Consider the following 23,680-nt stretch of genomic DNA (forward strand, 5'->3'; position numbering starts at 1 on the left):
CTTCGGGTTCTAAACACACAACAAACCAAAACACGGGGAGGCCGGAAACAACACCAGCCTCCCCCCTTCTTTAGAAACAACAGCTGGGCTAGAACCAGCCCATGCCCCTCACCATCACCCGGCAAAGCCCGGCGGCGCCCTGGCGGTCGCTGGCCATCCGGATCGGCCTCGTCTTTGGCCTCATCGGCATTGCCGTCATCGGCCACTGGATCGATCGCGATGGGCTGATCGACCATCACGACGGTCACATCAGCTTCGGCGACGTCATCTATTTCACCATGATCACCGTCGCCACCGTCGGCTACGGCGACATCGCCCCGATATCCGACAGCGCCCGGATGTTCGATGCCTTCGTCGTCACCCCTATCCGGCTTTTTGTCTGGCTGATCTTCATCGGCAGCGCCTATGACTTTCTGCTCAGGGGCGTATGGGAGAAATGGAAGATGCGACGGCTCCAGTCCGACCTGCACAACCACATCATCGTCGCCGGCCATGGCGAAAGCGGCTCGGAAGCCGTCGCCGAACTGCTCCGTCGCGGCTCCACCCCTGAATCGATCGTCGTCATCGAGCCTAACACCGTCGCCCGCGACGCCGCCGCCGCCCTCGGCCTCACGGTCATGGACGCCGATGCCACCCGCAACACCACGCTCGAAGCTGTCTGCCTGCCCCGCGCCCGCGCGCTGATCGTCGCCGCCGGCCGCGACGACACCTCGATCCTCATCACCCTCACCGCCCACGGCCTCGCACCGAACGTCCCTATCCGCACCGTCATCAAAAACCGGGACAATGAGCAACTCGCCCGCACCGCCGGCGCCGACACCGTCATCAACCCCGCCAGCTTCGCCGGCCTGCTGCTCGCCGGCGCCTGCCACGGCTCGCACATCGCCGACTATATGGCCGACCTCGCCGCCGTCGACGGCCGCGTCAAACTCGCCCAGCGCCCCGTCCGCCCCGATGAAATCGGCCAGCCACTGTCCAGCCTCAAGACCGGCCTCGGCGTTCGCATCTACCGCGCCGGCCAGCCGATCGGCTTCTGGGAAGACGGCGCCCAGGCGCTCAGGCCCGGCGACGAGCTTGTCGAGATCATTCCGTCGCCATAGTGAGGGAAGGGGGCCTCCGGCGGCCGGGGCCTCGGGCCCCGGACCCCATCACTCGGCTCGTCCGCAGTGCGAACAGCCATCGCCCGGGATGCAGCCGTGCTTGGGGTCCGGGGCCTGAGGCCCCGGCCGCCGGAGGCACTCAATTGCCGCCGGAGGCACTCACTGCCTAAAACGGACATTTCGCCTGCCATGCCGGATCGCGGTTCGCCGCGCGCAGGCTGGCCAGTGTCGGCAGCGGCCCGGAGAGGTTGGCCTGCATGTTCTGCCAGGAATCCTGCCCGCCCATCGCCGCGCCCCGGCTATAGACCTCGAGGCCAAACGGCGCCCGCCCCGGCGCCTCGACTACATAGACCCGGTTGACCTCGCTCGGCCCGAAGTTGCTGCACCCCAGCGCCGTCACCTTGGCGCCGCGTGCGGCCATGGCGGCGGCCGGGTCGTAGCGCAGCTCAGCCTCGCGCTCACGCCAGCCGACGCTGATGTTGCGCGCGGTCGGCGTCCCGGTAACGCTGACCGTCAGCGCGCCGAACATGCCGGTGGCATCGGGTGCATTGGCATGGGCCTTGCCGCCGGCTCGCCACCGCACCTGCGGCAGCCGCGCCTGCAGGTCGGAGAGCGTCAGCGCCTCGCCGGGCCGCACCGGCACGGCGGCGAGCAGCGCCTCGGCCACCGGCCCCGCCGCCACCGCCATGCCCCAGCCGCCGGTGCACAGGCTGGCCAGGTTCGCGGCGGACATGCCCGGGTAGCGCGCCTGATTGTCCTTGCGGCACTGCGCCTTGAACGCCGCCTCGGCGCCGGCAACCACGGGCAGGGCAGGGGCCGCCGGCCCGGCTGCGGCCGCCGGTGGTGTCGTGCCGCCGGCCGCCACAGGCGCTGACAGCAGCGCCGCACCGGACAGCGTCGCCGGCCGCACGGCCGCCGCCCGCCCGTCGGTCGCCACTTCCTCGAACCGCCGCGCCGCCGCATTCCAGCGCAGCTCGTCGCCACACCGTGCCGCGCCGCCGCAGGCCGGGCCGCGCCGGGCGATCTGTAGCCGCGCCGGATTGCCGTCGAGCACCCGATAGGCCAGCAGCCGGTCCTCGAACACCAGCGTCGCCCCGCTCCCGCCCGCCAGATAGAGTTGCAACCGCGCCAGCCCGCCGGGCCGGAACAGTGCCGGCTGCCCGGCGCAGGGGAAATTGCCCTCCGAAACCACGAAGTCGACCTGCCCGTCGCCATTGAAATCGCGCGGGATGACGAACTGCCCCTGGCCAGTCATTGCCCCCAGCGTGCCGCCGGCGCGCAGGCACTGCGTCACCATCTCGTTGATCCGCGCCTTCACCGGCTCCGGCACCCCGCCCGCCCGCGGCTGCGCCGCTCCGCTGCTCGCCAGCAGCAAGGCCGCCACTGCCGTCATCCCCATCCGCATCGCCCTCTCCCCACCTATGGCGCCGCGCGCGCCGCCGTCACCTCCAGTTCGACCAAATAATAGGGGCCCGCCAAACCGGCGACCTGCACGGTGCTCCGCGCCACGGTGCGGGGGTTGTCGGCGGTGCCGAAGAATTCATCGAAGCCGGCGTTGAACCCGGCAAAGTCCATCCGCCCGTCCATGCCCGGCGCCGCGGTGACGAACGCCGTCATCTTGATGATGTCCGACATCGCATAGCCCTGCGCCGCCAGCAGCGCCTTGATCTTGCGCAGCGTGCTGACCGTCTGGGTCCGCGTGTCGCCATAGGCGGCGATGCTGTCGGCGGGCCTGGAGGGGTCGATCGGCGCCGCCAGCTGGCCGGACAGGTATAGGATTTCGGTTCCCGCCGGCACCCGCACGCCGGTCAGGATGCGCCCCGGCGGCATCGTCGGAACGCGCGTCACCCCTTCGGCCCAGGCGGAGCCGGCCGTCGCGGCAGACATCGCCAGCACGGCGGCAAGTAAAAGTCCGGGCTGCTTCATGTCATTCCCCAGTCGCGCCCGCTCGGGCCTGTCGATCATCCGGCCACGCAGGGGCCCGGACTGCGACGAATAGTATCAACCCGGGCGCTTGCCGCAACCCGGTTCGGCCGCCATCACCCGGTGATTGGCGGTTGTCGCCGCGCTGTGGCATTGTGCGGTCACTCGTCCCCCCAAGGAGGCTCCCCCGATGACAGTTGCCGACACGGATCTCGCCCGACACACGCTGAAGACCATCGACGGCCGGAACACCAGCCTCGCCGAATGGCGGGGTCAGGTGCTGCTGATCGTCAACACCGCCAGCAAGTGCGGCTTCACGCCGCAATATGAGGGCCTTGAGGCACTGCAGAAACGCTTCGGTCCGCGCGGCTTCGCCGTCCTCGGCTTCCCCTGCAACCAATTCGGCGCCCAGGAGCCCGGCGACGCCGCCGAGATCGCCAGCTTTTGCTCGACCAAGTTCGATGTCAGCTTCCCGCTTTTCGCCAAGGTCGACGTCAACGGCGACGATGCTCATCCGCTTTTCAAGGAGCTCAAGAAGGCCGCCCCCGGCCTGCTCGGCTCGGAAGCCATCAAATGGAATTTCACCAAGTTCCTGGTCGATCGCAGCGGCAGGGTGGTCGACCGCTTCGCCCCCACCACGACGCCGGAATCGCTCGCCGACGTTATCGAGGCGCTTCTCTGATATAAAATCTCTTACCGCCCCTTGCGAATTCGCGTCGGGCTTCCCATCGTAGCGCACGGTCAATCCAGACCGCACTCATCAGGAATACCATGGCTGGCGCCAATGCTTCGCAAATGACGCTCAGGGAGGTCTACGCCTGGGTTCGCCCGATCCTCGGGCCGGAGCGCAATTTCTTCTGGTTGACCATCATCTACGGTGTCGGGATAAGCGTACTGTCGCTGGCCACCCCGCTCTCGGTGCAGGTCCTCATCAACAGCGTCGCCAATACGGCGCTGCCGGTGCCGCTGTTCACGCTGGCGATCGTGCTGTTCCTGCTGCTGGCGCTGCTCGGCCTGATGGCGGTGCTGCGCAATCATCTGATGGAGCTGTTCCGCCGCCGCTTCGGCGCCCGCCTGGTGGCGGACATCACCGTGCGCGCCATCAACGCCGCCAATCCGGATTTCGCCGATAGCCAACGCATCGCCTTGTTCAACCGCTTCTTCGATCTCGTCGCCGTGCAGAAGTCGATCCCGTCGCTGCTGATCGGCGCCTTCACCCTCATCCTGCAGGGCCTCGTCGGCTTTGTCGTCACCAGCTTCTATCACCCGGTGTTCCTGGCCTTCAATCTCGTCGTCGTCCTCGCCATCGTTCTCACTTTCGTGATCTGGAGCAAGGGCGCCATGGTCACGTCGATCGAGCTCAGCCACAAGAAATATGCGGCGTCCGAGTGGCTGGAGAGCGTCGGCGCCTCGGATGGCTTCTACAAGACCGCCGATCACCGCGCCTATGCCATCGAGCGGTCGGAGGCGGCCGCCGCCTCCTATGTCAAAAGCCATGCCCGCCATTATGGCTACACGCTGCCGCAGACGATCTCGCTCTATCTGATCTATGCGCTGGCGTCCGCCGGCCTGCTGGCGCTCGGTGGCTGGCTGGTCATCCAGCAGCAGCTCTCCATCGGCCAGCTCGTCGCCGCCGAACTCATCCTGTCGGGCGTCTTCCTCGGCATCGCCCAATTGAGCGGCTACCTCGATGATTTCTACAAGCTCGTCGCCGCCATCGAGGAGCTGTCGCTGCTCTACAGCATCCCCCAGGAGCCGAACACCGAAGGCAAGCCGCTGCGCACCACGCCCAGCCGCCGGCTCGTCGATCCAGTGCGCTCCACGGACCTGCAGTTCGCCAATGTTCGCTTTTCGCTACCCGGCAACCCCTGCCATCTGGACTTCAGCGTTCCCGGTGGCACCCGCGTCATCGCCCAGGGGCCGCCGAGCATGGAACGGCGGATCTCCAACCTGCTCAAGCGCCAGACCCGCCCCGATTCCGGCCTTATCCTGCTCGGCGATGTTGATATCGGCACGCTCGATGTGCTGCGGCTGCGCACCGATGTCATCGTCCTCGATCGGCCTAACATCGTCGAGGTCAGCATCGAGGATTATCTCGCGCTGGCCGATCCCGATGCCGACCCGGCCGAGATGTTCGCGGCCCTGCGCCTGGTCGGGCTGGAAGACCGGATCGCCATGTTGCCCGATGGCCTGCAGACCACCATGTCCTTCTCCGGCTATCCGCTGTCGGTCGCCAAGACCATGCAGGTCAAGCTCGCCGCCGCCATCCTGTCGCGCCCCAAGGTGCTGGTGCTGTCACCGCTCTATGACATCGTCCCCGTCCACTGGCTCCAGCAGGCCTTTGATCATTTCAAGGGCAGCGAAACCACGCTCATCCATTTCAGCAACCGGCCCGAGGCGATGACACTCGATGGTTATCTGTGGATCGGCCACGATCATCAGGCGCTCGTCACCGACCGCGCCGATTTCGATGCGCTGCGTCATCCGACTGCGGGTCGCGCCTGATGTCGTCGCTGTTCCCGCCACCGCCCGAAAAGCCGATCCTGGCCAATCCGGTCGATTTCCCGACCATGGCCTCCATCAAGCCGCCGCGCGTGCTGCGCAGCCTCGGCTGGATGATCGCACTCGGCATCCTGTTCTTCGTCATCTTCGCCGTCGTCACGCCCTGGGTACAGACCGCGCCCGGCAGCGGCTCTGTCATCGCGCTCGATCCGCGGGACCGCCAGCAGAACATCACCGCCATGGTCAGCGGCCGCCTCGATCGCTGGTATGTCACCGATGGCGATCTGGTCGAGCAGGGCGATCCCATCGCCCGCGTCGTCGACATGGACCCGATGCTGCTCGATCGTCTCGCCGCCGAGCGCGCCCAGATGGCCGCCGAGGTCGAGGCCGCGCGCCAGGCGATGCGCACCGCCGAGCTCGATGTCCGCCGCACCCGCACCCTGTTCGATGAAGGGCTCGCCGCGCGGCGCGATCTCGAACAGGCGCAGATCAAGGTTGCCGATTACGCCGCCAAGCTGGCCAGTGCCCAGGCCTCGCTCAACCGAGTCGACGTTAATCTGAAACGCCAGTCGCTGCAGCTGGTTACCGCACCTCGCGCCGGCCGCATCATGCGCGTCGAGCCGATCGACAGCGCCACCATGGTCAGCGCCGGCGATCCTCTCGCCAGCTTCGTCCCCGAGCAGACCGAACGCGTCGTCGAGCTGTTCGTCGATGGCCGCGACGTGCCGTTGATCAAGCCCGGCCGCCGCGTTCGGCTGGAGTTCGAAGGCTGGCCCGCCATCCAGTTCTCCGGCTGGCCCTCGGTTGCCCAGGGCCTGTTCGATGGCCAGGTCAAGGCCATCGATGTCTCCGCTTCGCCCAACGGCCTGTTCCGCGTCATCGTCGAGCAGGCCCCCGATCGCGCCCCCTGGCCCGGCGATCCCCAGGTCCGCCTCGGCGCTGCCGTGCGCGGTTGGGTGCTGATGGACACGGTCAAGGTCTGGTTCGAGATGTGGCGCCTTCTCAACGACTTCCCGCTGCAATATACGCCCGGCAGCGCTGCCGGCGGCAAGGCCCCGTCCACCTCCGCTGGCACCTCCGCCGGCACGCCCGCGCAGGGCAGCAATGCAAAATAGCCTCCTGCGCCTGCTGGCGCTGCTGCTGGCCTTGCTATTCGCCCCGGCGCTGGCCCAGCAACAGCCCCAACAGCCCCAGCCCGCCGGCCCGCTCACCCTCGCCGAAGTCCTCGCCTCGTCGCGCTTCCACGCCCCTCAGGTGCTGGAGGCGATGGCCCGCATCCGCGGCGCCGAGGGCCGGCTGCTCAGCACCCAGGCCGCCTTCGATACCGTGTTCAGCGCCGACATCAACAGCCGCGTCTTCGGCTTCTACGATGGCAGCAACGCCAATGTCCGCCTCACCCAGCCGCTGCCGGAAAACGGCGGCTACACCTATGGCGGCTACCGCATCTCGTCCGGCCGCTTCCCCGTCTATGAGGACGAATATTACACCAACCAGGCCGGCGAGGTCATGGCCGGCGCCGTCTTCTCGCTGCTCCGCGACCGCGCCATTGATGAGCGCCGGTTCGCCCGCAGCCTCGCCGAGGCCGATATCGCCATCGCCGAGGCAGACCGGCTGATGATCGCTATCGGCGTCCAGCGCCAGGCGCTCTCGGCCTATAACGCCTGGGTCGCCGCCGGCATGCGCCTCAAGGTCTACCGGGACCTGCTCGATCTCGCCGAAACCCGCCAGGCCGGCTTCCGCCGCCAGGTCGAGGAGGGCGCCCGCCCGCGCATCCTGCTTACCGAGAACGAGCAGAACATCCTCCGCCGCCAGACCCTCGTCGTCCAGACCGAGCAGCAGCTCGCCCAGGCCGCCGCCGCCCTCTCGCTCTATTACCGCGCCGCCGACGGCACCCCCATCACCCCGCCGCCCAGCCGCCTCCCTCCCGGTCTGCCGCCGCTGATCATCCCGGACCGGATCGGCCTCGATCCCGCCACCATCGCCGCCGCCCGGCCGGACCTCCGCACCCTCGATATCCGCATCCGCCAGCAGAGCCAGCGCCTCGCGCTCGATCGCAACAGCTTCCTCCCCAAGCTCGATCTCAAGGTCGAGGCCAGCCGCGATCTCGGCCCCATCGGCCCCGGCGGCAATTCCCGTACCCCCACCGAGGGCAAGCTCGGCCTCAGCCTCACCGTGCCGCTCCAGCAGAGCGCCGCCCGCGGCCGCCTCGCCCAGACCAACGCCGAGATCGAGGCCTTCCGCCAGCGCCGCCGCCTGCTCGAAGACCAGATCGGCGCCGAAGTCGGCCAGCTCGCCATCGCCGTCTCCGCCACCGCCCGCCTCCGCACCATCGCCGAGGACGAGCAGGACCGCGCCACCACCATGGCCAGCGCCGAACGCCGCCGCTTCGAGGCCGGCGCCTCCGATTTCTTCCTCGTCAACGTCCGCGAGGAATCCGCCGCCGACGCCCAGGTCCGCGCGCTGGATGCCGCCGTCCGCCAGATCACCGCCAACGCCGAACTCGCCGCCGTCACCGCAGACCTCGATGCCCTCGGCCTTTAATCCCTCCCGCCGCGCGCTGCTGGCCGCCGCCGCCCTCGCCCCGCTCGCCGGCTGCACCCGTCTCGGTGCGCTCAACGGCCTCGATCGCCTCACCCCCGGCGCCGGCCTCGCCGTCACCCGCGTCGCCGAAGCCATCGCCTATGGCCCCAGCGCCCGCCAGATGCTCGACGTCTACGCGCCCGAAGAGCCCGGCCCCCGCCCCGTCCTCCTCTTCTTCTACGGCGGCAGCTGGCAGTCCGGCCGCCGACAGGACTATGCCTTCGCCGCCCGCGCCCTTGCCGGCCTCGGCTATGTCGTTGTCGTCCCCGATTACCGCCTCGCCCCCGCCCACGCCTATCCGGACTTTCTGCGAGACGCCGCCGCTGCCACCGCCTGGACCAGCCGCCACATCGCCGCCCATGGCGGAGACCCCGCCCGCCTCGCCGTCATCGGCCACAGCGCCGGCGCCTATATCGCCCTCATGCTCGCCCTCGATCCCCGTTGGCTCGGCCCGGCCTTCGCCAGCACCAACCCCCTCCGCGCCGCCATCAGCCTCGCCGGCCCCACCGATTTCCTGCCCTTCGCCCCCGCCGGCGCCGCCGACATCGCCTTCGGCCACATCCGCAACCCGTCCGAAACCCAGCCCATCACCCACGCCCGCACCCGCTACCCCGGTTGGACCACGCCCGCCATCCTCCTCCTCCACGGCGAAACCGACGACACCGTCCTCCCCCGCAACGCCACCAACCTCGCCCTCGCCGGCACCCCCGCCACCCTCAAACTTTACCCGGACCTCGGCCACATCGGCATCCTCCTCGCCCTCTCCCGTCCCTTCCGCCCCAAAGCCCCCGTGCTCAACGACACGGCCGCGTTCTTGTCAGAGAAGATTTAGGGAAAGGGCCTCCGGCGGCTGGAGGCTCAGCCCCCAGACCCCAAGAAGTATGTCGTATTGTAAGTTTGGTCGACTTGGCTGCACGGTGCCGCCGTAGCCATCACCCCCGCAAATACCCCAACACCGCCGCCGCCCACGCCTCCGGCTGCTCGTCGACAATGTCATGCGTGCCCCCCTCCAGCGCCGCGAACGACCAGTCCGGGCGCAGCGCGTGCGCGCGCTTCGAGGCTTCGTACAGATCGTCCCCCGTGTTCGAAAAAACCAGCGTCGGCGCCTCGATCCGCAGCAAATCGGCGTGCGTGTCATGCGCGAACACGCCCTCGAACGCCCAGAAATACCGGTCCGGGTTGGTCAGCATCGTCGCGCAGTGCCGGTGCATCGCCTTCAGGTCGGTCCACCCCGGCGAGGCCTGCAGTCGCTGGTTCCACGCCGCCAGCAGGTGCGAGCCATCGGCCTTCGGCTCCAACGGCGCAAAGCGGAACCCCGCGAAATGCGCCCGCTCGGCGTCGGACAGCAGCGCCACCCCGTTGAGGATCAGCCGCCGCACCCGCGCCCGTTCCGGCCCCGCCGCCAGCGCCGCCGCAATCGACGCCCCCGTATGGTTGCCCAGCACATCCACCCGCTCCAGCCCGAGCGCATCGATCACTCCCGACAGTGCCTCGGCATGGGCCACGATGCTCGCCGGCCCCGGCGGCGCGTCGGACCCGCCATAGCCCGGCATGTCGAGCGCAATCACCTGCACCCCGCCCTCGACCAGATACGGAATCCCGGCCGAAAACTGGTCGCCCGAAAGCGGCGACTGGTGCAGCAAGATCAGCGGGTCGCCGTGCCCCGCCGTCCGCACATGCACCTGCCCCCAGCGCCCGTCGACATAGCTCTTCCGCATCACAGATCCTCCAGAAAATCGATCACCGGCGCCACGAACTCGCCCGCCCGCTCGTCAAAATGCACAGGGTCGGCCCCCTCGAACCGATGCCAGGCCGCCCGCGGCAATATCCGCCGCCCTCGGTCCAGGCTCGCCGCCAGCGAATCCCCCGCCGCGCCCAGCAGCAGCACCGGCAGCCGCAGCTTGGCCAGCTGCCCCTCCAGATCATGCCGCGCCAGTACCGGCGCCGAGGAGACGAAATCCGTCTCCAGATAATCGATCATCACCGGCCACACCCGATCGGGCGTCACCGGTAGGCCATATTCGCGCAGCAGCCTCGCCGCCTGCTCCCAGGCCAGCCTCTCCACCCCGTCCCCCGCCGGCCGCCCCATCGCCTCCAGCCCGGCCAGCGCCGCCCTTAGCTCCGGGGTCAGGAACGCCAGCCCGTCGAGCACCAGCGCCCGGATCCGCCCCGGCCACCCCAGCGCCATCTCCACCGCCACGCTCGCCCCGGCATGGCCGCCCAGCACCACCGCCGGCCCGCCCTCGCCGATCACCGTCACCAGCGCCTCGGCCCAGTCGCCCACGTCCCAGTCGCTGCCCCGCGCCGCCGATCGCCCATAGCCCAGCACCCGCCACCCGGCCTCGGCAAAGCGCGGCGCCACATGCTCGAACATCCGGCCGGAGAGCGGCGTCCAGTGCACCAGCACCAGCAGCGGCCCGTCGCGCCGCCCCCATTCGCGCACATGCACCTGCCCGGCACCGGTCATTGCATATCGCATCATCATCGCCATATCCTGCCCCCGCCGGCGCATAATGCCGCACCCCGCCCGCTCATCATCCACAGGGCGGAGAGTTTTGCCAGCCCTTGCCCTTGGCGCCCAAGCCGCGCCATCCTCCCGCCATGGTCCATCAGATCCTCATCGGCAACATCGGCTTCCTGCTCGCCGCCACCGCCATCCTCGGCTGGGCGCGCTGGCGCACCCGCCCCGGCCCGGTCTTCACCGGCCCCTGTCCGGTCGGCCCGGTGTTCAAGGGCTGGTTGATCAACATCTGGCTGGTCGGCCTCCTCCTCCCCCTCGTGGCGCTGGCCATCGGCTGGTCCAGTCCGCTCACCCGCCTCGCCCTCATCCCCTATCTGCTGATGTTCGCCGTGCAGGTCCTGTTCGAGCTCACCGCCTGGAAACGCTGGGGTTCGCCGATCTGGGTCATCGTGCCCTGCCTGTTCCTCCCCTGGCGGCTGTTCCAGGTCTGGCAGGCGCTGCAGCTCGGTAGCCACGAAACCCTCACCCAAATCACCCTATGGGCGCTGTTCGTCCTCTGGCTGGTCAACATCGGCGTCCATTATACCAACATCCCCAACACCATGCGCTGGAACCACCACCCGCAAGACGCCCGCTTCCCCAGCCTCAACGACCCCCGCGTCTTCACGAAAGATGCCCAATGAACATCGACGAATACGCCCGCGAAGGCTGCACCCGGGTCGAAGGCGCCTTCCTCGACTGGGTCCACCCCCTCACCACGGCGCTCGATCGCATCAATGCCGCCTTCGATGCCGGCGAAACCCCAATCCCCGCCCAGCCCTCGCCCGTCCAGAACCCCCCGTCCCGCCACCTCACCGGTCAGGGCGGCATCCAGCTCCGCAACTGCATGCCGCTCGATCCGATCTTCGCCGATTGGGCGCGCACCTCCCCCGCCGCCGCCCTCGTCGGCACCCTCATGCAGGCCGATCACACCGCTCTGTGGATGGACGCCAGCTTCATCAAGCAGGGCAGGGACCCCGATGCCGCCACCCCCTGGCACAACGATGTCTGCACCTTCCCCTTCACCGGCAACCACCTCCCCAGCCTCTGGATCGCCCTCACCGACGTCGCCGAAGACAACGCCCCCATGCTCACCCTCACCGGCTCCAACCACGATCCCCACCGCTACCACAGCCCGCTCTCCCGCCAGGACATCACCCTTCCCGGCTACCGCCCCTGGTCGGAACTGGAAGCCCGCACCGCCGCCCCCAACGCCCCCATCCGCACCTGGCCCGCCAGGGCCGGCGACGCCCTGCTCATCCACCCCAAGACCATCCACGCCAGCCTGCCCCGCACCACCACGCACCCCGGCCGCCGCATCGCCTTCACCACCCGCTGGATCGGCTCCGACGTCATCTGGAACCCGGACGCCCTTAGCGCCCCCATCCCCCACCTCGCCAGCCGCCTCACCCCCGGGGCGCCGCCACCCGAAAGCCTTTTCCCCATCCTCTGGCAGAAGCAGCCTCCGGCGGCTGGGGCCGCAGGCCCCAGACCCCACATATCTGGTTGATCCCACAGAACCATCTGCCGTCGCGTTGAGGAGGCCCAATCATTGGGGTCTGGGGCCTACGGCCCCAGCCGCCGGAGGCACTTCTTACAGCCGGAGGCCCCTATATCGCGGCGTTCACCGCGTCATAATCGAACAGCCCCAGCTCTTCCTCATTCTTGATCCCGCCCTTGCCGAGGCTATGCGGGTCCTTGCCTTGCAGTTCGAGCCCGACGAGGCGGGACTGGGTCTGGACCATCGTTGCCTTGGGCAGCCGCAGCGCTTCGTAGCGGGCCAGCGCCACGTCGGGGGAGAAGGCCAGCAGGCAGCGCGCCAGGATTGCGGCGTCTTCGAGGGCCGAGGCGGCGCCCTGGCCCATGAACGGCAGCATCCCGTGCGCGGCGTCGCCGAGCAGCGTCACCCGTCCCCGCTGCCAGGTCGTGAGCGGGTCGCGGGCGTGCAGCGCCCATTTGAACAGCTGCCCTTCGTTGGTGGCGCTGACGATCGCCTGCACCAGCGGGTCCCAGCCCTGGAAGTGCGCCAGCAGTTCGGGGATGGTGGAGGGGATGGTCCAGCCCTCGTCCTCCCAGCCTTCCATCTCGACGAACGCGGCATAGTTGCACAGTGTGCCGCCACGCACGGGATAGCGCATGAACAGCCGCTCCGGCCCGATATGGATGCCCGGCGGCAGATGCTGGAATTCAGCCGGCAGCGCATCGCGCGGCACCAGCCCGCGCCAGGCCACCTGCCCGGTGAACTGCGGCCTGTCCGCCGGCCACAGCGCCCCGCGCACCGCGGATCGCACCCCGTCGGCGCCGATCACCACATCCGCGTCCGCTGTCTCGCCATCGGCAAAGATCATCGCGCCATTCTCGGTGACGTTGCGCAGCTCGGCCCCCAGCCGCAGCGCCCCCGGTGCCGCCTCTTCCAGCGCCGCCACCAGCGCTGCATGCAGGTCGGCGCGGTGGACATGGTAATAGCCGGCCCCGCCATGCTTCTCGGCAAAATCGTCGCCGCGCCGGAATTCGCGCAGCACCTCGCCGGTCTGCCAATGCTGGGTCCACTGCACCTCGGGCACATAGCCGATCGGCTTCACATCGACGCCCAGCCAGTCCAGCACCCGCACCGAGTTGGGGGACATGGTGATCCCCGCGCCCAGCTCACCCAGCGAGGCGCTGCGCTCATACACCTGCACCGTCATCCCGGCCCGGGCCAGCCCCAGCGCGGCGGCCAGCCCGCCCATTCCCGCACCGATCACCGCAATACGCATCAGTCGAACCTCGTCGGATATCGCCCCAGGAACAGCAGCAGCGGCGGCGCGAACAGGAACAGCGCCGCCGACGCCATCAGCGCCGGGTCATAGCTGCCCATCGTGTCGAACACCCGCCCGAAGATCGCCGGCGCCAGACCCGCCGTCACCAGCAACCCCACCGTCTGGATGGCATAGAGAAACCCATAGTTCCGCATCCCGAAATACCGCCCGGTCAGATAGGCCAGCAGGTCGAACTCCGCCCCCGCCGTCAGCCCGATCAGCACGACCGCCACCGCCAGCATCGCCGGCGTCGGCAACCCGCCCAGCAACAGCAGACACCCGCCCAAAGGCAGCGCCAGCAGCACCACCCCCACGCCCGGCGCCCAGAACCGGTCGATCAGCAACCCCGCCGACACCCGCCCCACGATCACCGCCACGCCCACCAGCGCCGCATAGCCGGCCGCCTCGCCCGCCGCCATGCCCCGGTCGGTCAGCAGCGGCACCAGGCTCGGGATCAGCCCGCCAATGGCAAAGGCCACGCAAGACACCGCCGCAAAGATAAGCCAGAACCGATAGTCCTTCAGCGCCTCCGCCCGTCCGGCACCGCGCAAATTCGCCCCCGCCGCCTCCACAGCCGGCGCATCGCGAAACGTCAGCGCCACCAGCGGCAGCGCCAGCAGGATAACGCTCGCCCCCAGCAGCCGGTAGCCGTCGCTCCAGTCCCGTGTCTCCATCACCATCGTCATCAGCGGCGGCGCCAGCACGGCGGTAATCCCCGTGCCCATCAGCGCCAGCCCCAGCGCCGCCCCGCGCGCCCCGTCGAACCATCCGATGATGCACCGCGTCCACGTTACCGGAGACGTCCCCGCCCCCAGCAGCGCCACCAGCGCCCACCCCATATACCAACTGTTCAAAGACCCCGAAAAACTCGGCAGCAATATCAGCCCCACCCCCAGCCCCACCTGCGAGGTCATCGCCACCCGCCGTGAGCCAAACCGGTCCACCGCCATCCCCCAGGCCCAGCCAAAGGCCAGCAGCCCGATCATCAGCGCCGCAAACCCCAGCTGCACCTCCTCGCGGCTCCAGCCGGTCTGCGCCTGGATCGGCTTCACGAACACGCCCAGCGTATAAAAGGGCAGGGCCGATATCCCGAAGGTCATCCCCACGGTCCCGCCCGCCACCGTCTTCCAGCCGCGCGCAAACTCCGCCCTGTATGTCTTGGATCCGTCCATCGCCCACCCCTGTCCCGCTTTCCCCGTTCTGGCGCACCGCCTCCGGCGCGACAATCCGCCCAGCGGACAAATTTTCCGAACCCCCCTCGCCCCCGCCCGCATTTCGCGCCAATAGAACCGGCATGAGCATCCTCAGCGCCCCCCCGTCCGAGCCCATTGCCCATTATCCCGTCATCGTCGTCGGCGGCGGCGGCTGCGGCCTCGCCGCCGCCCTCGCCGCCTGCGATGCCGGCGCCGAAGTCCTCGTCCTCGAGCGTGATCCCACCCCCCGCGGCACCACCGCCATGTCCACCGGCCTCATCCCCGCCGCAGGCACCCCCGATCAGGCCGCTGCCGGCGTCGACGACAGCCCCGAGCGCATGGCCGCCGACATCCTCGCCAAGGCCAGGGGCGGAGACCCCGCCATCGCCCACACCCTCGCCGCCCGCTCCGCCGAGCTGGTCGACTGGCTGCGCAACAAACACGCCGTCCCCCTCAGCCTCGTCGACGGCTTCCTCTATCCCGGCCACACCGCCCGCCGCATGATGGGCAGCCCCAACCGCACCGGCGAAGAGCTCATGGCCGCCCTCAACAACGCCGCCACCGCCGCCGGCGTCGATATCCTCACCGACGCCACCGTCCGCGATCTCGTCGCCGACCCCGATGGCCGCATCACCGCCGTCGTCATCGAGCGGCCCGACGGCGCCCGTGAAACAATCGCCTGTTCCGCCCTCATCCTCGCCTGCTCCGGCTTCGCCGGCAACGACGAGATGGTCGCCCGCTACATCCCGGAGATCCTCGGCGCCACCTTCTTCGGCCACCCCGGCAACAAGGGAGACGCCCTCGTCTGGGGCGAGGCCCTCGGCGCCGCCCTCGCCGACATGGACGCCTATCAGGGCCACGGCGGCCTCGCCGCCGGCCACGGCATCCCCATCCTCTGGCCGCTGATCGTCGAGGGCGGCATCCAGGTCAACCGCACCGGCACCCGCTTCAGCAACGAAGCCCTCGGTTACTCCGAGCAAGCCGCCAAGGTCGTCGCCCAGCCCGATCACGTCGCCTGGTCCATCTACGACGAGCGCCTCGATCAGCTCATGCGTCAGTTCGACGATTACCAGAACGCCCTCAAGGCCGGCGCCATCACCGAAGCCCCGGACATCGAGACCCTCGCCCAGAAGACCGGCCTCCCCCTCGAAGCCCTCCGCCAGACCCTCGAAGACACCGAGGCCATGGTCCGCGGCGAAAAAACCTGCCCCTTCGGCCGCAACTTCACCGGCAAGCCCCCCCTTCAGCCCCCCTACCGCGCCGCCCGCGTCAACGGCGCCCTCTTCCACACCCAGGGCGGCCTCGCCGTGGACACCAACGCCCGCGTCCTCCGCCCAAACGGCACCCCACTCCCCAACCTCTACGCCGGCGGCGGCGCCGCCCGAGGCATCTCCGGCCCCGGCGCCGCCGGCTACATCGCCGGCAACGGCCTCCTCAGCGCGACAGGACTGGGCTACATCGCCGGCCAATCCGCCGCGAAGCAGGTCGCGGAGTAGTAGGAAGAAGAAGCCTCGGGCGGGCAGGGGACTTGTCCCCTGCACCCCGAGTCCACCTTTAGCGCATGGATGGAAGTTGCTTGCGTAACGTAGGATATACGCTTCTAATTATTCAAAGCCGGTTGCTGGAGGGCCGGTACCAAGTGGCAGGGCATTAAGAAGAGATATTTGCCAGTTAGTTATCAGAGCCAGTCAATCGGCCGCTTGCGAACTCTTTTTCGCCCCATAAGATAAGGGTTGATCGCTGCGGCGAACCATCTGATTAGTATATCACCTTCGGCCATAAGATAAGGACGGCGCGGCTTTGAGCGTATCGAGCATACATATGCCTGTGACGATCACACTCTCAGTCCATCCAAATCCTGTGCCGACATCGAGCGTTGAGCCCGACGCAGGCTGCCCGCCCACTCCGGCAGCTACTATGAATGCTAGATTTCAGCCCAGTGACGGCGCTCACATGCCGCAACCTATAATGGCGCAAGAGCTAACGTTGGAGACCGGAAAAACTTTATTCGTTACTGGTCCTAACGGTGTTGGTAAGTCCGGCTTGCTGGCACAGATTGGACGCGAACTTGCTAGAAAAGGCGCTAACGTCGAGACGTTCTTCGGGAATCGACACATCCAGTTCCAATCGGATGACATCGATCAGATTGGCCAAAGTCTTGAGCAGCTTCAGATACAGCTTCGGAACCACGTCACTCGCTACCGGCACCCATGGGGTGAACAGCACATGAAGTCAGTCTTGCGCCGCGTCATACACCTGCAAGCGCAAGCAACTCACGACATTGTGCAGAAGCAAGAAGAGGGCGCATGCTTCGAAGCTGCCAAAGAGTCCCATCCCCAAATACTCCCTACTATTAACGCAATCTTTGAGGCAGCGCGGCTGCAAGTCCGGATTGATTTAACGGTAGGCGGGCTCCGTGCTCGCCGGGGGAATGCAATATATGGCATTGATCGGCTGTCGGATGGCGAGCGTGCAGCGCTTCTCTTGGTTGGAGCAGTACTCATTCAACCGGCTAATTCCTTTATACTGGTAGATGAACCGGAACGTCATTTAAATCCGGCAATTACAGGAGCACTGCTGGCGGCACTGGTTCGCAGCCGCAGCGACATAGGCTTCGTCTTTGCGTCGCATGATATCGAACTAATAAAATGGCTCCGCCCGGAACAGATTATCCACTTGCGTGGTTCAATTGTAATGCACAACGAGCCTGAGGATCGGCGGTTCGACCTGACGTTGCTCGGCTCGGATGACGAATTACCGGAGGAGTTGCGCAGCGCAATTCTTGGCAGCAGGCACCTGCTGCTTCTTGTGGAAGGAGAAACTAGTTCGGAGGATCAGGCCCTCTACCGTCATGTTTATCCGGAGTGGAATGTGGTGGCCCGTGGTGGCTGCGAAACCGTAGTCAACGGTGTCAAGGCACTTGCCAAAAATGGCTCTTTCCACTGGTTACACACTGCAGGCATCATCGATCGGGATGGACGGGCGCCGGACGAGCAGGCAGCCCTCGCGCTCGAACGAATATTTTGCCTGCCCGTACCTACAATTGAGAATATGTTTCTCCATCCGCAACTATTGGAAATTATGGCGGACCTGATTCATCAACTGACAGGAGGTGCTAGCGGCCCAGACCGGATGGCGGCCCTGCGCGGACAAATCCCAACTATGTTGCATGACAAAAAACGAGAATTCGTCGTTAAGAGACTGGTCTGGGAGGCAAATCGACGCAATGATGCCCAGAAGATCTCGCCCCGATCTGTGAAAGAGGGACAGCAGGAAATACCTGCCATAGACTTAAACATGATTAGATCGACTTTAGAAGACGATTTCGACACTGTGATGGCCGGACACGACGTCCTTGCTGCAATACAGGAAATACCGTTAAAAATACTGGCGAATCAGATCGTCCAATGCCTCGGCTATAATAACTTTGGGCAATATGCTAGTTCGGTCTTATCTCATCTTGAGCGTCAAACTCCCGTTGGAAACGTGATCCTGGACAGCCTTCGCGCTGCGTTGCCAGTGCTTCCGGCACCAAATGACAGGTGAGCCCCGCCTATTCTCAACTGTCGCTCCGCTCCAGCCTGCTTGCAAGGATTTGTCCGTCGGCAGCCCATACTGCTAATGCGCCTCCGACCTCATCCGCGAGCAGACTTCCAACTTGGTTCAGCGCCGTCGCGATCGTGAACGTTTCTCCGATTGGCGTGAGATCGTTCGAAAATCGCCGTCCAACCAGCTTGCAGCCCTTTTGATCTGAATGTGACCAAGCGCCTATTAACTCGTTCGGCGTTATTCTAACGAGGGTCGGGAAGTTCATATGCTCATCTGACGGGGCTGCGGCCAACAAAACTTGTGATCCAAATTTGTCGCTTGGATTACATAACTTGACTGCTTGAATGCTGTTCCCCCGATGATGCGCAAGATCGGTCCACGCGATCGCGCAGCCGTCTGCGCCAGTAACTGCGGTTAGATGCTCTGGATGAGCATATGTGTTATCGACGATCCGAGTAGGCGGGCTATAGGTGAACTTTCCTCTGCCGCGGGCATCCGCTCCATAATATGATCCGATTATCGGATAGATCGGCGACGCTCCTACCATGACTTCGTTAGTGTGAACTCTCAGCAGTAGATCTGGTGCAACTAGAATCGCCGTCGCGTGCCACGCATCTAGACTTGTCTCACTGAGCAAGGGTACGTCGTCCGTTGGGATGATCACAAGAGCGTGCTGCCATGAGATAGCGATCTCCTGTGAAGCAAAGGTCTGAACTTCCAGCTGCGGGACCTGAGCGTAGTTCCGTGCCAGCGAGAGTACTGAGCCTGCAAAACCATCGCGGTCCGCGCGCCTCGCCAAGATGCGGTCTTTATCGCTCCAAGCTAAGACCACGCTGCTATCCGCCAGCGGGCTGGCTTCAGCACGGGCATTTGAACTGGAGACAGGAATGCAAAGGTCGCGGCCTATCGGCGCAAGATTGGCATCAAGAAAGCGGCATTGAACCGCAGACTGTCGGCCAGCGTGCATGGTCCAAGTAAGTATATAACCGCTTGTATTCAGTCGCTTCATTCGAGGTCGAAGCAAAAAAGCAGGAGCGGCTTCAGCAGCGAATAGTTCGATGGGCGGCGAAACGATCATCACCAGAGTATAATACTAGTGCGATGATCGTCAATCTAGGCGCTGTCACATCAAAAACTACACGAGATTGCACCAGCCTAATGCAAACCCAGATGTTAACATTACAAACCGTAGCGCTTCGCTTGAACAAGTGAACTCGCGCAATAATGGCTTAAACGTGCTTTGGACGCGCTGAGAACGTAAAGCCGACATAACCGCCCAATCCTGCCAAGTAGGCGGGGATCACGTTGCTGTTTGTGCCGCGCCCAAACCCCCTTAAAGCCCCAGCCCCCCCGGGTTCAAAATCCCCTTCGGATCGAGCGCGGCCTTCACCGCGCGCAGCAGCGCCACCGAGGCCTCGTTGCGGCCCGGCAGATAGTGATAAGCCTTGCCCACCTGCAGATGCGCCGCGCCATGCTTGTGCATCAGCGCGATCACGTCGTTCTTCATCCGCTTCACTTCCGCCCGCGCCTCCGGCGCCTCCGGATAGTCGGGCAGCGTCTTCAGATGCTCGGCCGGCACCATCTTGTCATGGAACGCCGTGCGCGAATCCGGCCAGTAGAAGGTCGGCTCATAGATGAAGCCGCTGTTCCCCACGCACATGAACATCGTGCCGGTGTAGATGCCATGGCGCTCCATCACCTCCGCCTGGCTGTCCCAATAGGCGCGGATGGCATGGTGAAACGCCACCGCCCCGTCGTGCGGCAGCATCGCGTGCATCGGCATCCAGCGCTCGCCCTTGGGGCCGAGCACATTCACGAACGGCGCATAGGGCATCCCCCGCACGATCACCGGCACCGCGTTGGGCAGTTCCTCGCCCTGCGCCAGCGCGTGGCGGCGGATCACCGCCATCTTCGCCTTGGCGGACGCATCGTCCACGCCCTCGGTTATGTAATGCACGGCATAGCTCGCCGCCTTCAGCGCCTTGTCGCCCTGCACCGCCATCTTGGCGAGGGACTTCATCCCCGCGCCGATCGACTTGGCGTTCTTCATCACCCCCATCGCCACATCGGCTTTGGCCGACACGCTGGAATTCCGCCCGATCTGCCCCTGCTGCAACACCGCATCGATGGCGAAATTCTCGAAATCCAGCCCCTCGGCCGCCGCCGCGCGCATCGCCCCATGCATCGCCTCGAAGCTGTTGAACGAGAAGCTCGCCGCATCATAGGGCTCGTGCCGCTTCTCCAGCTTCAGGCTGATCCGCGCCTTCACCCCCAGCGCCCCGCAGTCGCCGGTAAACAGCCCCGCCATGTCCGGCCCGAAAAAGCGGAAGAACGGCTTCGCCACCTGGCTCCCCGCCGATCCGGTCGCCAGCATCTCGCCGGTCCCGGTGATCACTTCGATGTTCAGCACCGCCTCGGCGGAAACCCCCGGCCCATGGCTGATGCTGTTCTGCGAAACCGAGCCCGCAATCGTCGCCTTCAGCCCGGAAAACGGCCCCTGGAAGCTGGTCCGCAGCCCCATCGGCTTCAGATGCTCCATCAGCTCGGCCCAGGTCACACCGGCCTCCACCGTCACCACGCCGTTCATCGCATCGACGGCAATCGCCTTCAGCCGCCCGGAATCGATGGTAATCCCGCCCGGCATCTTCTGCAGATAGCCGTCGGTATAAGACGCCCCGCCGCCGCGCATCACCACCGGCGTCCCCGTCTCATAGGCCGCCGCCACGATCGCCTGCAATTGCCCCACCGTGCCCGGCCGCACCACAAACGCCGGCAGTTCCAGGGACCGGTACACATCGGTGCCATAGAATTCCCGGTCCGCCGCGCCGGTCAGCACATGCTCGGCGCCAACGATCCCCGTCAGGGTTTCGCCAATATCGGTACGGTCACGCAATTGGGTCGCCATCGGGTCAGCCTTTCGCAATATCGGTCAGGGTCTCGGCAAAGCGTTCCGGCGTATCGGCTTCCGCCGCCTCCGCCGCATCCTTCAATGCCAGATAGTAAAGCCTGTCGAGGAACGCTTGTCGACGGGTTTCCCGCACTTCGAGCACGTCCTGCGACGGTACATACGCCTCGATCGCATCGCCCAGCCCGCCGTCGCGCGCCACCCGCTCCACCGTATCCAGCCGGTCCCGCAGCGCCGAAAACTCGCTCGCCAGCACCAGGATCATGCTCATCGCCTGGTCCAGCCCGGTTTCCTCATAAAATTGCGGCCGCTTGCCGCGCGCATGCCGCCGCATCATTCCGCTCCCTTTTGGGCAATCAGCACTTCCCAGCCGCCCCCGGGCGCATATTCCCCGGCCGCAAACTCCCGCTCCGCCAGCGCCTCGGTGCTCTCCGCCTTGTAGCTCTCGCTGCTGCTGAATTCCATGATCGCCATCGGCGCCGTATCGAAGCGGATTGTCTCTTTCGGAAACCCCGCGTCCATCGCCAGCTTCACCTGGTCCAGCTCCCGCATCGCCCCCCAGAACGGCTCGTTATTGTACCAGGTCTCGTTGTCGAGAATGAACTGCGTGAACGGGTCCATCAAATTGAACGGCGGCAGATCGGCATGGATCATCACCCCGCCCGGCTTCAACAACCGATAACACTCACGAAAAATCGCCGGCATCGCCTTGCCGCTGGTCTCGTGCAGCAGGATATGGCTGACGATCAGGTCGAAGCTCGCGTCCGGAAACCCGGTATCGCTGGCATCGCGCTGCATGAACCCGACATCGAGCCCCAGCCCCGCCGCCCGCGCATGCGCATAGCGCAGCTGCGGCCCCGCCACATCGATCCCGGTCACCTCGGCGTCGGGAAACGCCTCCTTGAACGGCAATGTCGAGTGCCCCACCGTGCACCCCATGTCCAGAATCGCCGTCGGCGCAAACCCCGGCATATTCCGCTTGATATAGTTGCAGACCGACCGCCCCATGTCGTCGTTTGTCGGTCCCATATATCCCATCGCATAGAGGTACACGCCCCGGTCGTAGAGCACCCCCGCCGCAATATCGTCCGGCCCCTCGCTCTCCGCATAGCCGCCCGGCATGCAATGAATATCCAGCGCCGTCACATAGCGCGGCGTCGGAAAGTCCGCCCGCGTCTCCAGCGGCGCCTTGTTCTTGCCAGACAGCGCCTTCGCCGCCGCCTCGATCTCCGGCAACCGCCGCTCCACCGTGTCGATCACCGAATCCCAGATCAGCTCCTGCGCAATCCGGTTGGTCGCCGCATAATGCTGGAAATAGGGGTCGACCACCATCGCCTTGCGAATATCATGCCGGTCCGCCGGTGCCCGCCCCGCCTCGCGCTCGAACCGCTTCGCCGCCCGCGCGCCATACACCGGCCCCAGCCCCGGCAGCAGCCGACCCTGGATGAACCCCTTCAGGCTCTTGGCAAATTCCTGCCGCCCCGCCTCGTCATGGTCCGGCAACGCCAGCACCGGATGCGCGCCCTGCTGGAACGTGTTGAGCATCGCTGTCATGGAAATCTCCCGTACGCCTTAATGGCCCAAAGCTAGCCCGGCGCCCCGCCGAAACCCGGCCCGCAACCCAATCTATCCGCCCAGCGGACAGCCCGTCCACCCCGCCAATCGCCGCACACGCCTGCGAAACCCTCTCCCCGAAAGCCTCGAACCGCCCTAGTCTCGCCCAAAAGGGGAGAGCCACATGTCTGAACCGATCGTCTACCTCAACGGCGCCTACAAGCCCGTCAGCCAGGCCGGCATCTCGCCCTTCGATCAGGGCTTCCTCCTCGGCGACGGCGTCTTCGATGTCGTCTCCGCCTGGAAAGGCCAGCTATACCGGCTGGACGATCACATCCGCCGCTTCTTCGACAGCCTGCAGGCCGCCGGCCTCAAAACCCGCCTTAGCCACGACGAATGGCGCCACGCCATCATCGAGACCACCCGCCGCAACAACCTCGAAAGCGCCACCGTCCGCTTCATCGTCACCCGCGGCGTTCCCGATCAGGTGATGGCCGACCCCCGCCACCACAATCCCACCGAGGTCATCTGGGCCGCCCCCTATATCTTCCTCGCCGATGAGGCCAGGCGCGCCCAGGGCATCACCCTCATGGTCTCCCAGCTCCGCGGCTTCGCCCCGGACACGCTGGACCCCCGCTACAAATGCCTGAGCCGCATGCACTTCCAGCTCGCCCGCCTCGAAGCCACCGCCGCCGGCTATGACGACCTCATCTGGCTCAACGCCCAGGGCTATGTCGCCGAAGGCCCCGCCTCCAACCTGTTCATGGTCAAGAACGGAATCCTCCATACCCCCTCGGACGAGATCCTCCACGGCATCACCCGCAAAGCCATCCTCGATCTCGCCGACCGCGCCGGCATCCCCACCCGCCTCGGCCAGTTCACCGTCTACGATCTCTGCATTGCCGACGAAGTCTTCACCACCAGCACCGCCGGCGGCGCCCTCCCGGTCCGCGAAATCGCCGGCCGAACCCTGCGCGGGGGGGGCCCCGGCCCGGGCGCGGAGGGACGCGGGAGGCGCGGGTGGCGATCGCGTGGATGCGGCGAGCACGGCGCGCCGCGAGAGGTGGGGGGGGGGG

General features: G+C 66.3%; 21 protein-coding genes. 11 read left to right on the forward strand and 10 right to left on the reverse strand.

The window, feature by feature from the left end:
• Window positions 1–101 precede the first annotated feature (101 nt).
• Window positions 102–1,100, forward strand: coding sequence for a potassium channel family protein (locus ACTIFJ_RS08635; RefSeq protein WP_439533699.1), 999 nt, complete (start codon window positions 102–104; stop codon window positions 1,098–1,100).
• 166 nt (window positions 1,101–1,266) lie between these two features.
• Here the strand turns inward: ACTIFJ_RS08635 and ACTIFJ_RS08640 are convergent, their stop codons facing one another.
• On the reverse strand, window positions 1,267–2,505 hold the full coding sequence (locus ACTIFJ_RS08640; RefSeq protein ID WP_439533700.1) for a hypothetical protein: 1,239 nt from the start codon (window positions 2,503–2,505) through the stop codon (window positions 1,267–1,269).
• Window positions 2,506–2,519: 14 nt separating this feature from the next.
• Entirely contained in the window at window positions 2,520–3,026 is a 507-nt protein-coding gene (locus ACTIFJ_RS08645; protein ID WP_439533701.1) for a RidA family protein, read from the reverse strand.
• Window positions 3,027–3,213: 187 nt separating this feature from the next.
• Here ACTIFJ_RS08645 and ACTIFJ_RS08650 point away from each other — a divergent pair, with 187 nt between their 5' ends.
• From ACTIFJ_RS08650 to ACTIFJ_RS08670, 5 genes are all read left to right on the forward strand, one after another.
• Window positions 3,214–3,705 carry a glutathione peroxidase gene (locus ACTIFJ_RS08650; protein ID WP_439533702.1) on the forward strand — a complete coding sequence of 164 codons (492 nt, stop codon included), beginning with the start codon at window positions 3,214–3,216 and terminating at the stop codon, window positions 3,703–3,705.
• A gap of 113 nt (window positions 3,706–3,818) precedes the next feature.
• Entirely contained in the window at window positions 3,819–5,528 is a 1,710-nt protein-coding gene (locus ACTIFJ_RS08655) for an ABC transporter ATP-binding protein (RefSeq protein WP_439533703.1), read from the forward strand.
• Window positions 5,528–6,640, forward strand: a complete 1,113-nt coding sequence (locus tag ACTIFJ_RS08660) for an efflux RND transporter periplasmic adaptor subunit (protein ID WP_439533704.1) — start codon at window positions 5,528–5,530, stop codon at window positions 6,638–6,640. The genes ACTIFJ_RS08655 and ACTIFJ_RS08660 overlap by 1 nt, the downstream gene beginning before the upstream one ends.
• The gene (locus ACTIFJ_RS08665; RefSeq protein WP_439533705.1) at window positions 6,630–8,066 is read left to right on the forward strand and encodes a TolC family protein; all 1,437 of its coding nucleotides are present in this window, start codon (window positions 6,630–6,632) and stop codon (window positions 8,064–8,066) included. Before ACTIFJ_RS08660 ends, ACTIFJ_RS08665 begins: the two co-directional genes overlap by 11 nt.
• Window positions 8,050–8,937 (forward strand): alpha/beta hydrolase, encoded by an 888-nt coding sequence (locus ACTIFJ_RS08670; protein WP_439533706.1) that lies wholly within the window; start codon window positions 8,050–8,052, stop codon window positions 8,935–8,937. Before ACTIFJ_RS08665 ends, ACTIFJ_RS08670 begins: the two co-directional genes overlap by 17 nt.
• Before the next feature lie 100 nt (window positions 8,938–9,037).
• Here ACTIFJ_RS08670 and ACTIFJ_RS08675 read toward each other — a convergent pair whose 3' ends face one another.
• Together ACTIFJ_RS08675 and ACTIFJ_RS08680 are read right to left on the reverse strand one after the other, a co-directional pair.
• Window positions 9,038–9,823 carry an alpha/beta fold hydrolase gene (locus tag ACTIFJ_RS08675; RefSeq protein WP_439533707.1) on the reverse strand — a complete coding sequence of 262 codons (786 nt, stop codon included), beginning with the start codon at window positions 9,821–9,823 and terminating at the stop codon, window positions 9,038–9,040.
• Window positions 9,823–10,590 (reverse strand): alpha/beta fold hydrolase, encoded by a 768-nt coding sequence (locus ACTIFJ_RS08680; protein WP_439533708.1) that lies wholly within the window; start codon window positions 10,588–10,590, stop codon window positions 9,823–9,825. The genes ACTIFJ_RS08675 and ACTIFJ_RS08680 overlap by 1 nt, the downstream gene beginning before the upstream one ends.
• Window positions 10,591–10,706: 116 nt before the next feature.
• Between ACTIFJ_RS08680 and ACTIFJ_RS08685 the strand changes: the two genes are divergently transcribed.
• Complete coding sequence (locus ACTIFJ_RS08685; protein ID WP_439533709.1) at window positions 10,707–11,249, forward strand: hypothetical protein; 543 nt, start codon at window positions 10,707–10,709, stop codon at window positions 11,247–11,249.
• Entirely contained in the window at window positions 11,246–12,115 is an 870-nt protein-coding gene (locus ACTIFJ_RS08690; RefSeq protein ID WP_439533710.1) for a phytanoyl-CoA dioxygenase family protein, read from the forward strand. Before ACTIFJ_RS08685 ends, ACTIFJ_RS08690 begins: the two co-directional genes overlap by 4 nt.
• A gap of 100 nt (window positions 12,116–12,215) precedes the next feature.
• On the opposite strand, the gene ACTIFJ_RS08695 is transcribed toward ACTIFJ_RS08690, so the two are convergent.
• Window positions 12,216–13,361, reverse strand: coding sequence for an FAD-dependent monooxygenase (locus ACTIFJ_RS08695; protein ID WP_439533711.1), 1,146 nt, complete (start codon window positions 13,359–13,361; stop codon window positions 12,216–12,218).
• Window positions 13,361–14,575, reverse strand: coding sequence for an MFS transporter (locus ACTIFJ_RS08700; RefSeq protein WP_439533712.1), 1,215 nt, complete (start codon window positions 14,573–14,575; stop codon window positions 13,361–13,363). Before ACTIFJ_RS08700 ends, ACTIFJ_RS08695 begins: the two co-directional genes overlap by 1 nt.
• Before the next feature lie 122 nt (window positions 14,576–14,697).
• Between ACTIFJ_RS08700 and ACTIFJ_RS08705 the strand changes: the two genes are divergently transcribed.
• The gene (locus ACTIFJ_RS08705; RefSeq protein ID WP_439533713.1) at window positions 14,698–16,092 is read left to right on the forward strand and encodes an FAD-dependent oxidoreductase; all 1,395 of its coding nucleotides are present in this window, start codon (window positions 14,698–14,700) and stop codon (window positions 16,090–16,092) included.
• Between the two features lie 490 nt (window positions 16,093–16,582).
• Complete coding sequence (locus ACTIFJ_RS08710; RefSeq protein ID WP_439533714.1) at window positions 16,583–18,142, forward strand: AAA family ATPase; 1,560 nt, start codon at window positions 16,583–16,585, stop codon at window positions 18,140–18,142.
• A gap of 13 nt (window positions 18,143–18,155) precedes the next feature.
• Here the strand turns inward: ACTIFJ_RS08710 and ACTIFJ_RS08715 are convergent, their stop codons facing one another.
• The 4 genes from ACTIFJ_RS08715 to ACTIFJ_RS08730 form a co-directional block, all read right to left on the reverse strand.
• Window positions 18,156–19,223: a hypothetical protein gene (locus ACTIFJ_RS08715; protein WP_439533715.1), complete on the reverse strand. Its 1,068-nt coding sequence runs from the start codon at window positions 19,221–19,223 to the stop codon at window positions 18,156–18,158.
• 255 nt (window positions 19,224–19,478) lie between these two features.
• On the reverse strand, window positions 19,479–21,050 hold the full coding sequence (locus ACTIFJ_RS08720) for an FAD-binding oxidoreductase (RefSeq protein WP_439533716.1): 1,572 nt from the start codon (window positions 21,048–21,050) through the stop codon (window positions 19,479–19,481).
• A 4-nt stretch (window positions 21,051–21,054) separates the two neighbouring features.
• The gene (locus ACTIFJ_RS08725) at window positions 21,055–21,387 is read right to left on the reverse strand and encodes a hypothetical protein (protein WP_439533717.1); all 333 of its coding nucleotides are present in this window, start codon (window positions 21,385–21,387) and stop codon (window positions 21,055–21,057) included.
• Entirely contained in the window at window positions 21,384–22,604 is a 1,221-nt protein-coding gene (locus ACTIFJ_RS08730; protein WP_439533718.1) for a class I SAM-dependent methyltransferase, read from the reverse strand. The genes ACTIFJ_RS08725 and ACTIFJ_RS08730 overlap by 4 nt, the downstream gene beginning before the upstream one ends.
• 184 nt (window positions 22,605–22,788) lie before the next feature.
• On the opposite strand from ACTIFJ_RS08730, the gene ACTIFJ_RS08735 reads away from it, so the two are divergent.
• The coding region (locus ACTIFJ_RS08735; RefSeq protein ID WP_439533719.1) for an aminotransferase class IV at window positions 22,789–23,680 on the forward strand (892 nt) is incomplete at its 3' end.

It is taken from the genome of Polymorphobacter sp., from assembly GCF_051860865.1.
Classification (GTDB): domain Bacteria; phylum Pseudomonadota; class Alphaproteobacteria; order Sphingomonadales; family Sphingomonadaceae; genus Sandarakinorhabdus.

Coding starts and splice junctions, on each gene's coding strand:
- ACTIFJ_RS08635 (WP_439533699.1), top strand. CDS start 102: ATGCCCCTCACCATCACCCGGCAAAGCCCGGCGGCGCCCTGGCGGTCG.
- ACTIFJ_RS08640 (WP_439533700.1), bottom strand. CDS start 2,505: ATGCGGATGGGGATGACGGCAGTGGCGGCCTTGCTGCTGGCGAGCAGC.
- ACTIFJ_RS08645 (WP_439533701.1), bottom strand. CDS start 3,026: ATGAAGCAGCCCGGACTTTTACTTGCCGCCGTGCTGGCGATGTCTGCC.
- ACTIFJ_RS08650 (WP_439533702.1), top strand. CDS start 3,214: ATGACAGTTGCCGACACGGATCTCGCCCGACACACGCTGAAGACCATC.
- ACTIFJ_RS08655 (WP_439533703.1), top strand. CDS start 3,819: ATGACGCTCAGGGAGGTCTACGCCTGGGTTCGCCCGATCCTCGGGCCG.
- ACTIFJ_RS08660 (WP_439533704.1), top strand. CDS start 5,528: ATGTCGTCGCTGTTCCCGCCACCGCCCGAAAAGCCGATCCTGGCCAAT.
- ACTIFJ_RS08665 (WP_439533705.1), top strand. CDS start 6,630: ATGCAAAATAGCCTCCTGCGCCTGCTGGCGCTGCTGCTGGCCTTGCTA.
- ACTIFJ_RS08670 (WP_439533706.1), top strand. CDS start 8,050: ATGCCCTCGGCCTTTAATCCCTCCCGCCGCGCGCTGCTGGCCGCCGCC.
- ACTIFJ_RS08675 (WP_439533707.1), bottom strand. CDS start 9,823: ATGCGGAAGAGCTATGTCGACGGGCGCTGGGGGCAGGTGCATGTGCGG.
- ACTIFJ_RS08680 (WP_439533708.1), bottom strand. CDS start 10,590: ATGATGATGCGATATGCAATGACCGGTGCCGGGCAGGTGCATGTGCGC.
- ACTIFJ_RS08685 (WP_439533709.1), top strand. CDS start 10,707: ATGGTCCATCAGATCCTCATCGGCAACATCGGCTTCCTGCTCGCCGCC.
- ACTIFJ_RS08690 (WP_439533710.1), top strand. CDS start 11,246: ATGAACATCGACGAATACGCCCGCGAAGGCTGCACCCGGGTCGAAGGC.
- ACTIFJ_RS08695 (WP_439533711.1), bottom strand. CDS start 13,361: ATGCGTATTGCGGTGATCGGTGCGGGAATGGGCGGGCTGGCCGCCGCG.
- ACTIFJ_RS08700 (WP_439533712.1), bottom strand. CDS start 14,575: ATGGACGGATCCAAGACATACAGGGCGGAGTTTGCGCGCGGCTGGAAG.
- ACTIFJ_RS08705 (WP_439533713.1), top strand. CDS start 14,698: ATGAGCATCCTCAGCGCCCCCCCGTCCGAGCCCATTGCCCATTATCCC.
- ACTIFJ_RS08715 (WP_439533715.1), bottom strand. CDS start 19,223: ATGATCGTTTCGCCGCCCATCGAACTATTCGCTGCTGAAGCCGCTCCT.
- ACTIFJ_RS08720 (WP_439533716.1), bottom strand. CDS start 21,050: ATGGCGACCCAATTGCGTGACCGTACCGATATTGGCGAAACCCTGACG.
- ACTIFJ_RS08725 (WP_439533717.1), bottom strand. CDS start 21,387: ATGATGCGGCGGCATGCGCGCGGCAAGCGGCCGCAATTTTATGAGGAA.
- ACTIFJ_RS08730 (WP_439533718.1), bottom strand. CDS start 22,604: ATGACAGCGATGCTCAACACGTTCCAGCAGGGCGCGCATCCGGTGCTG.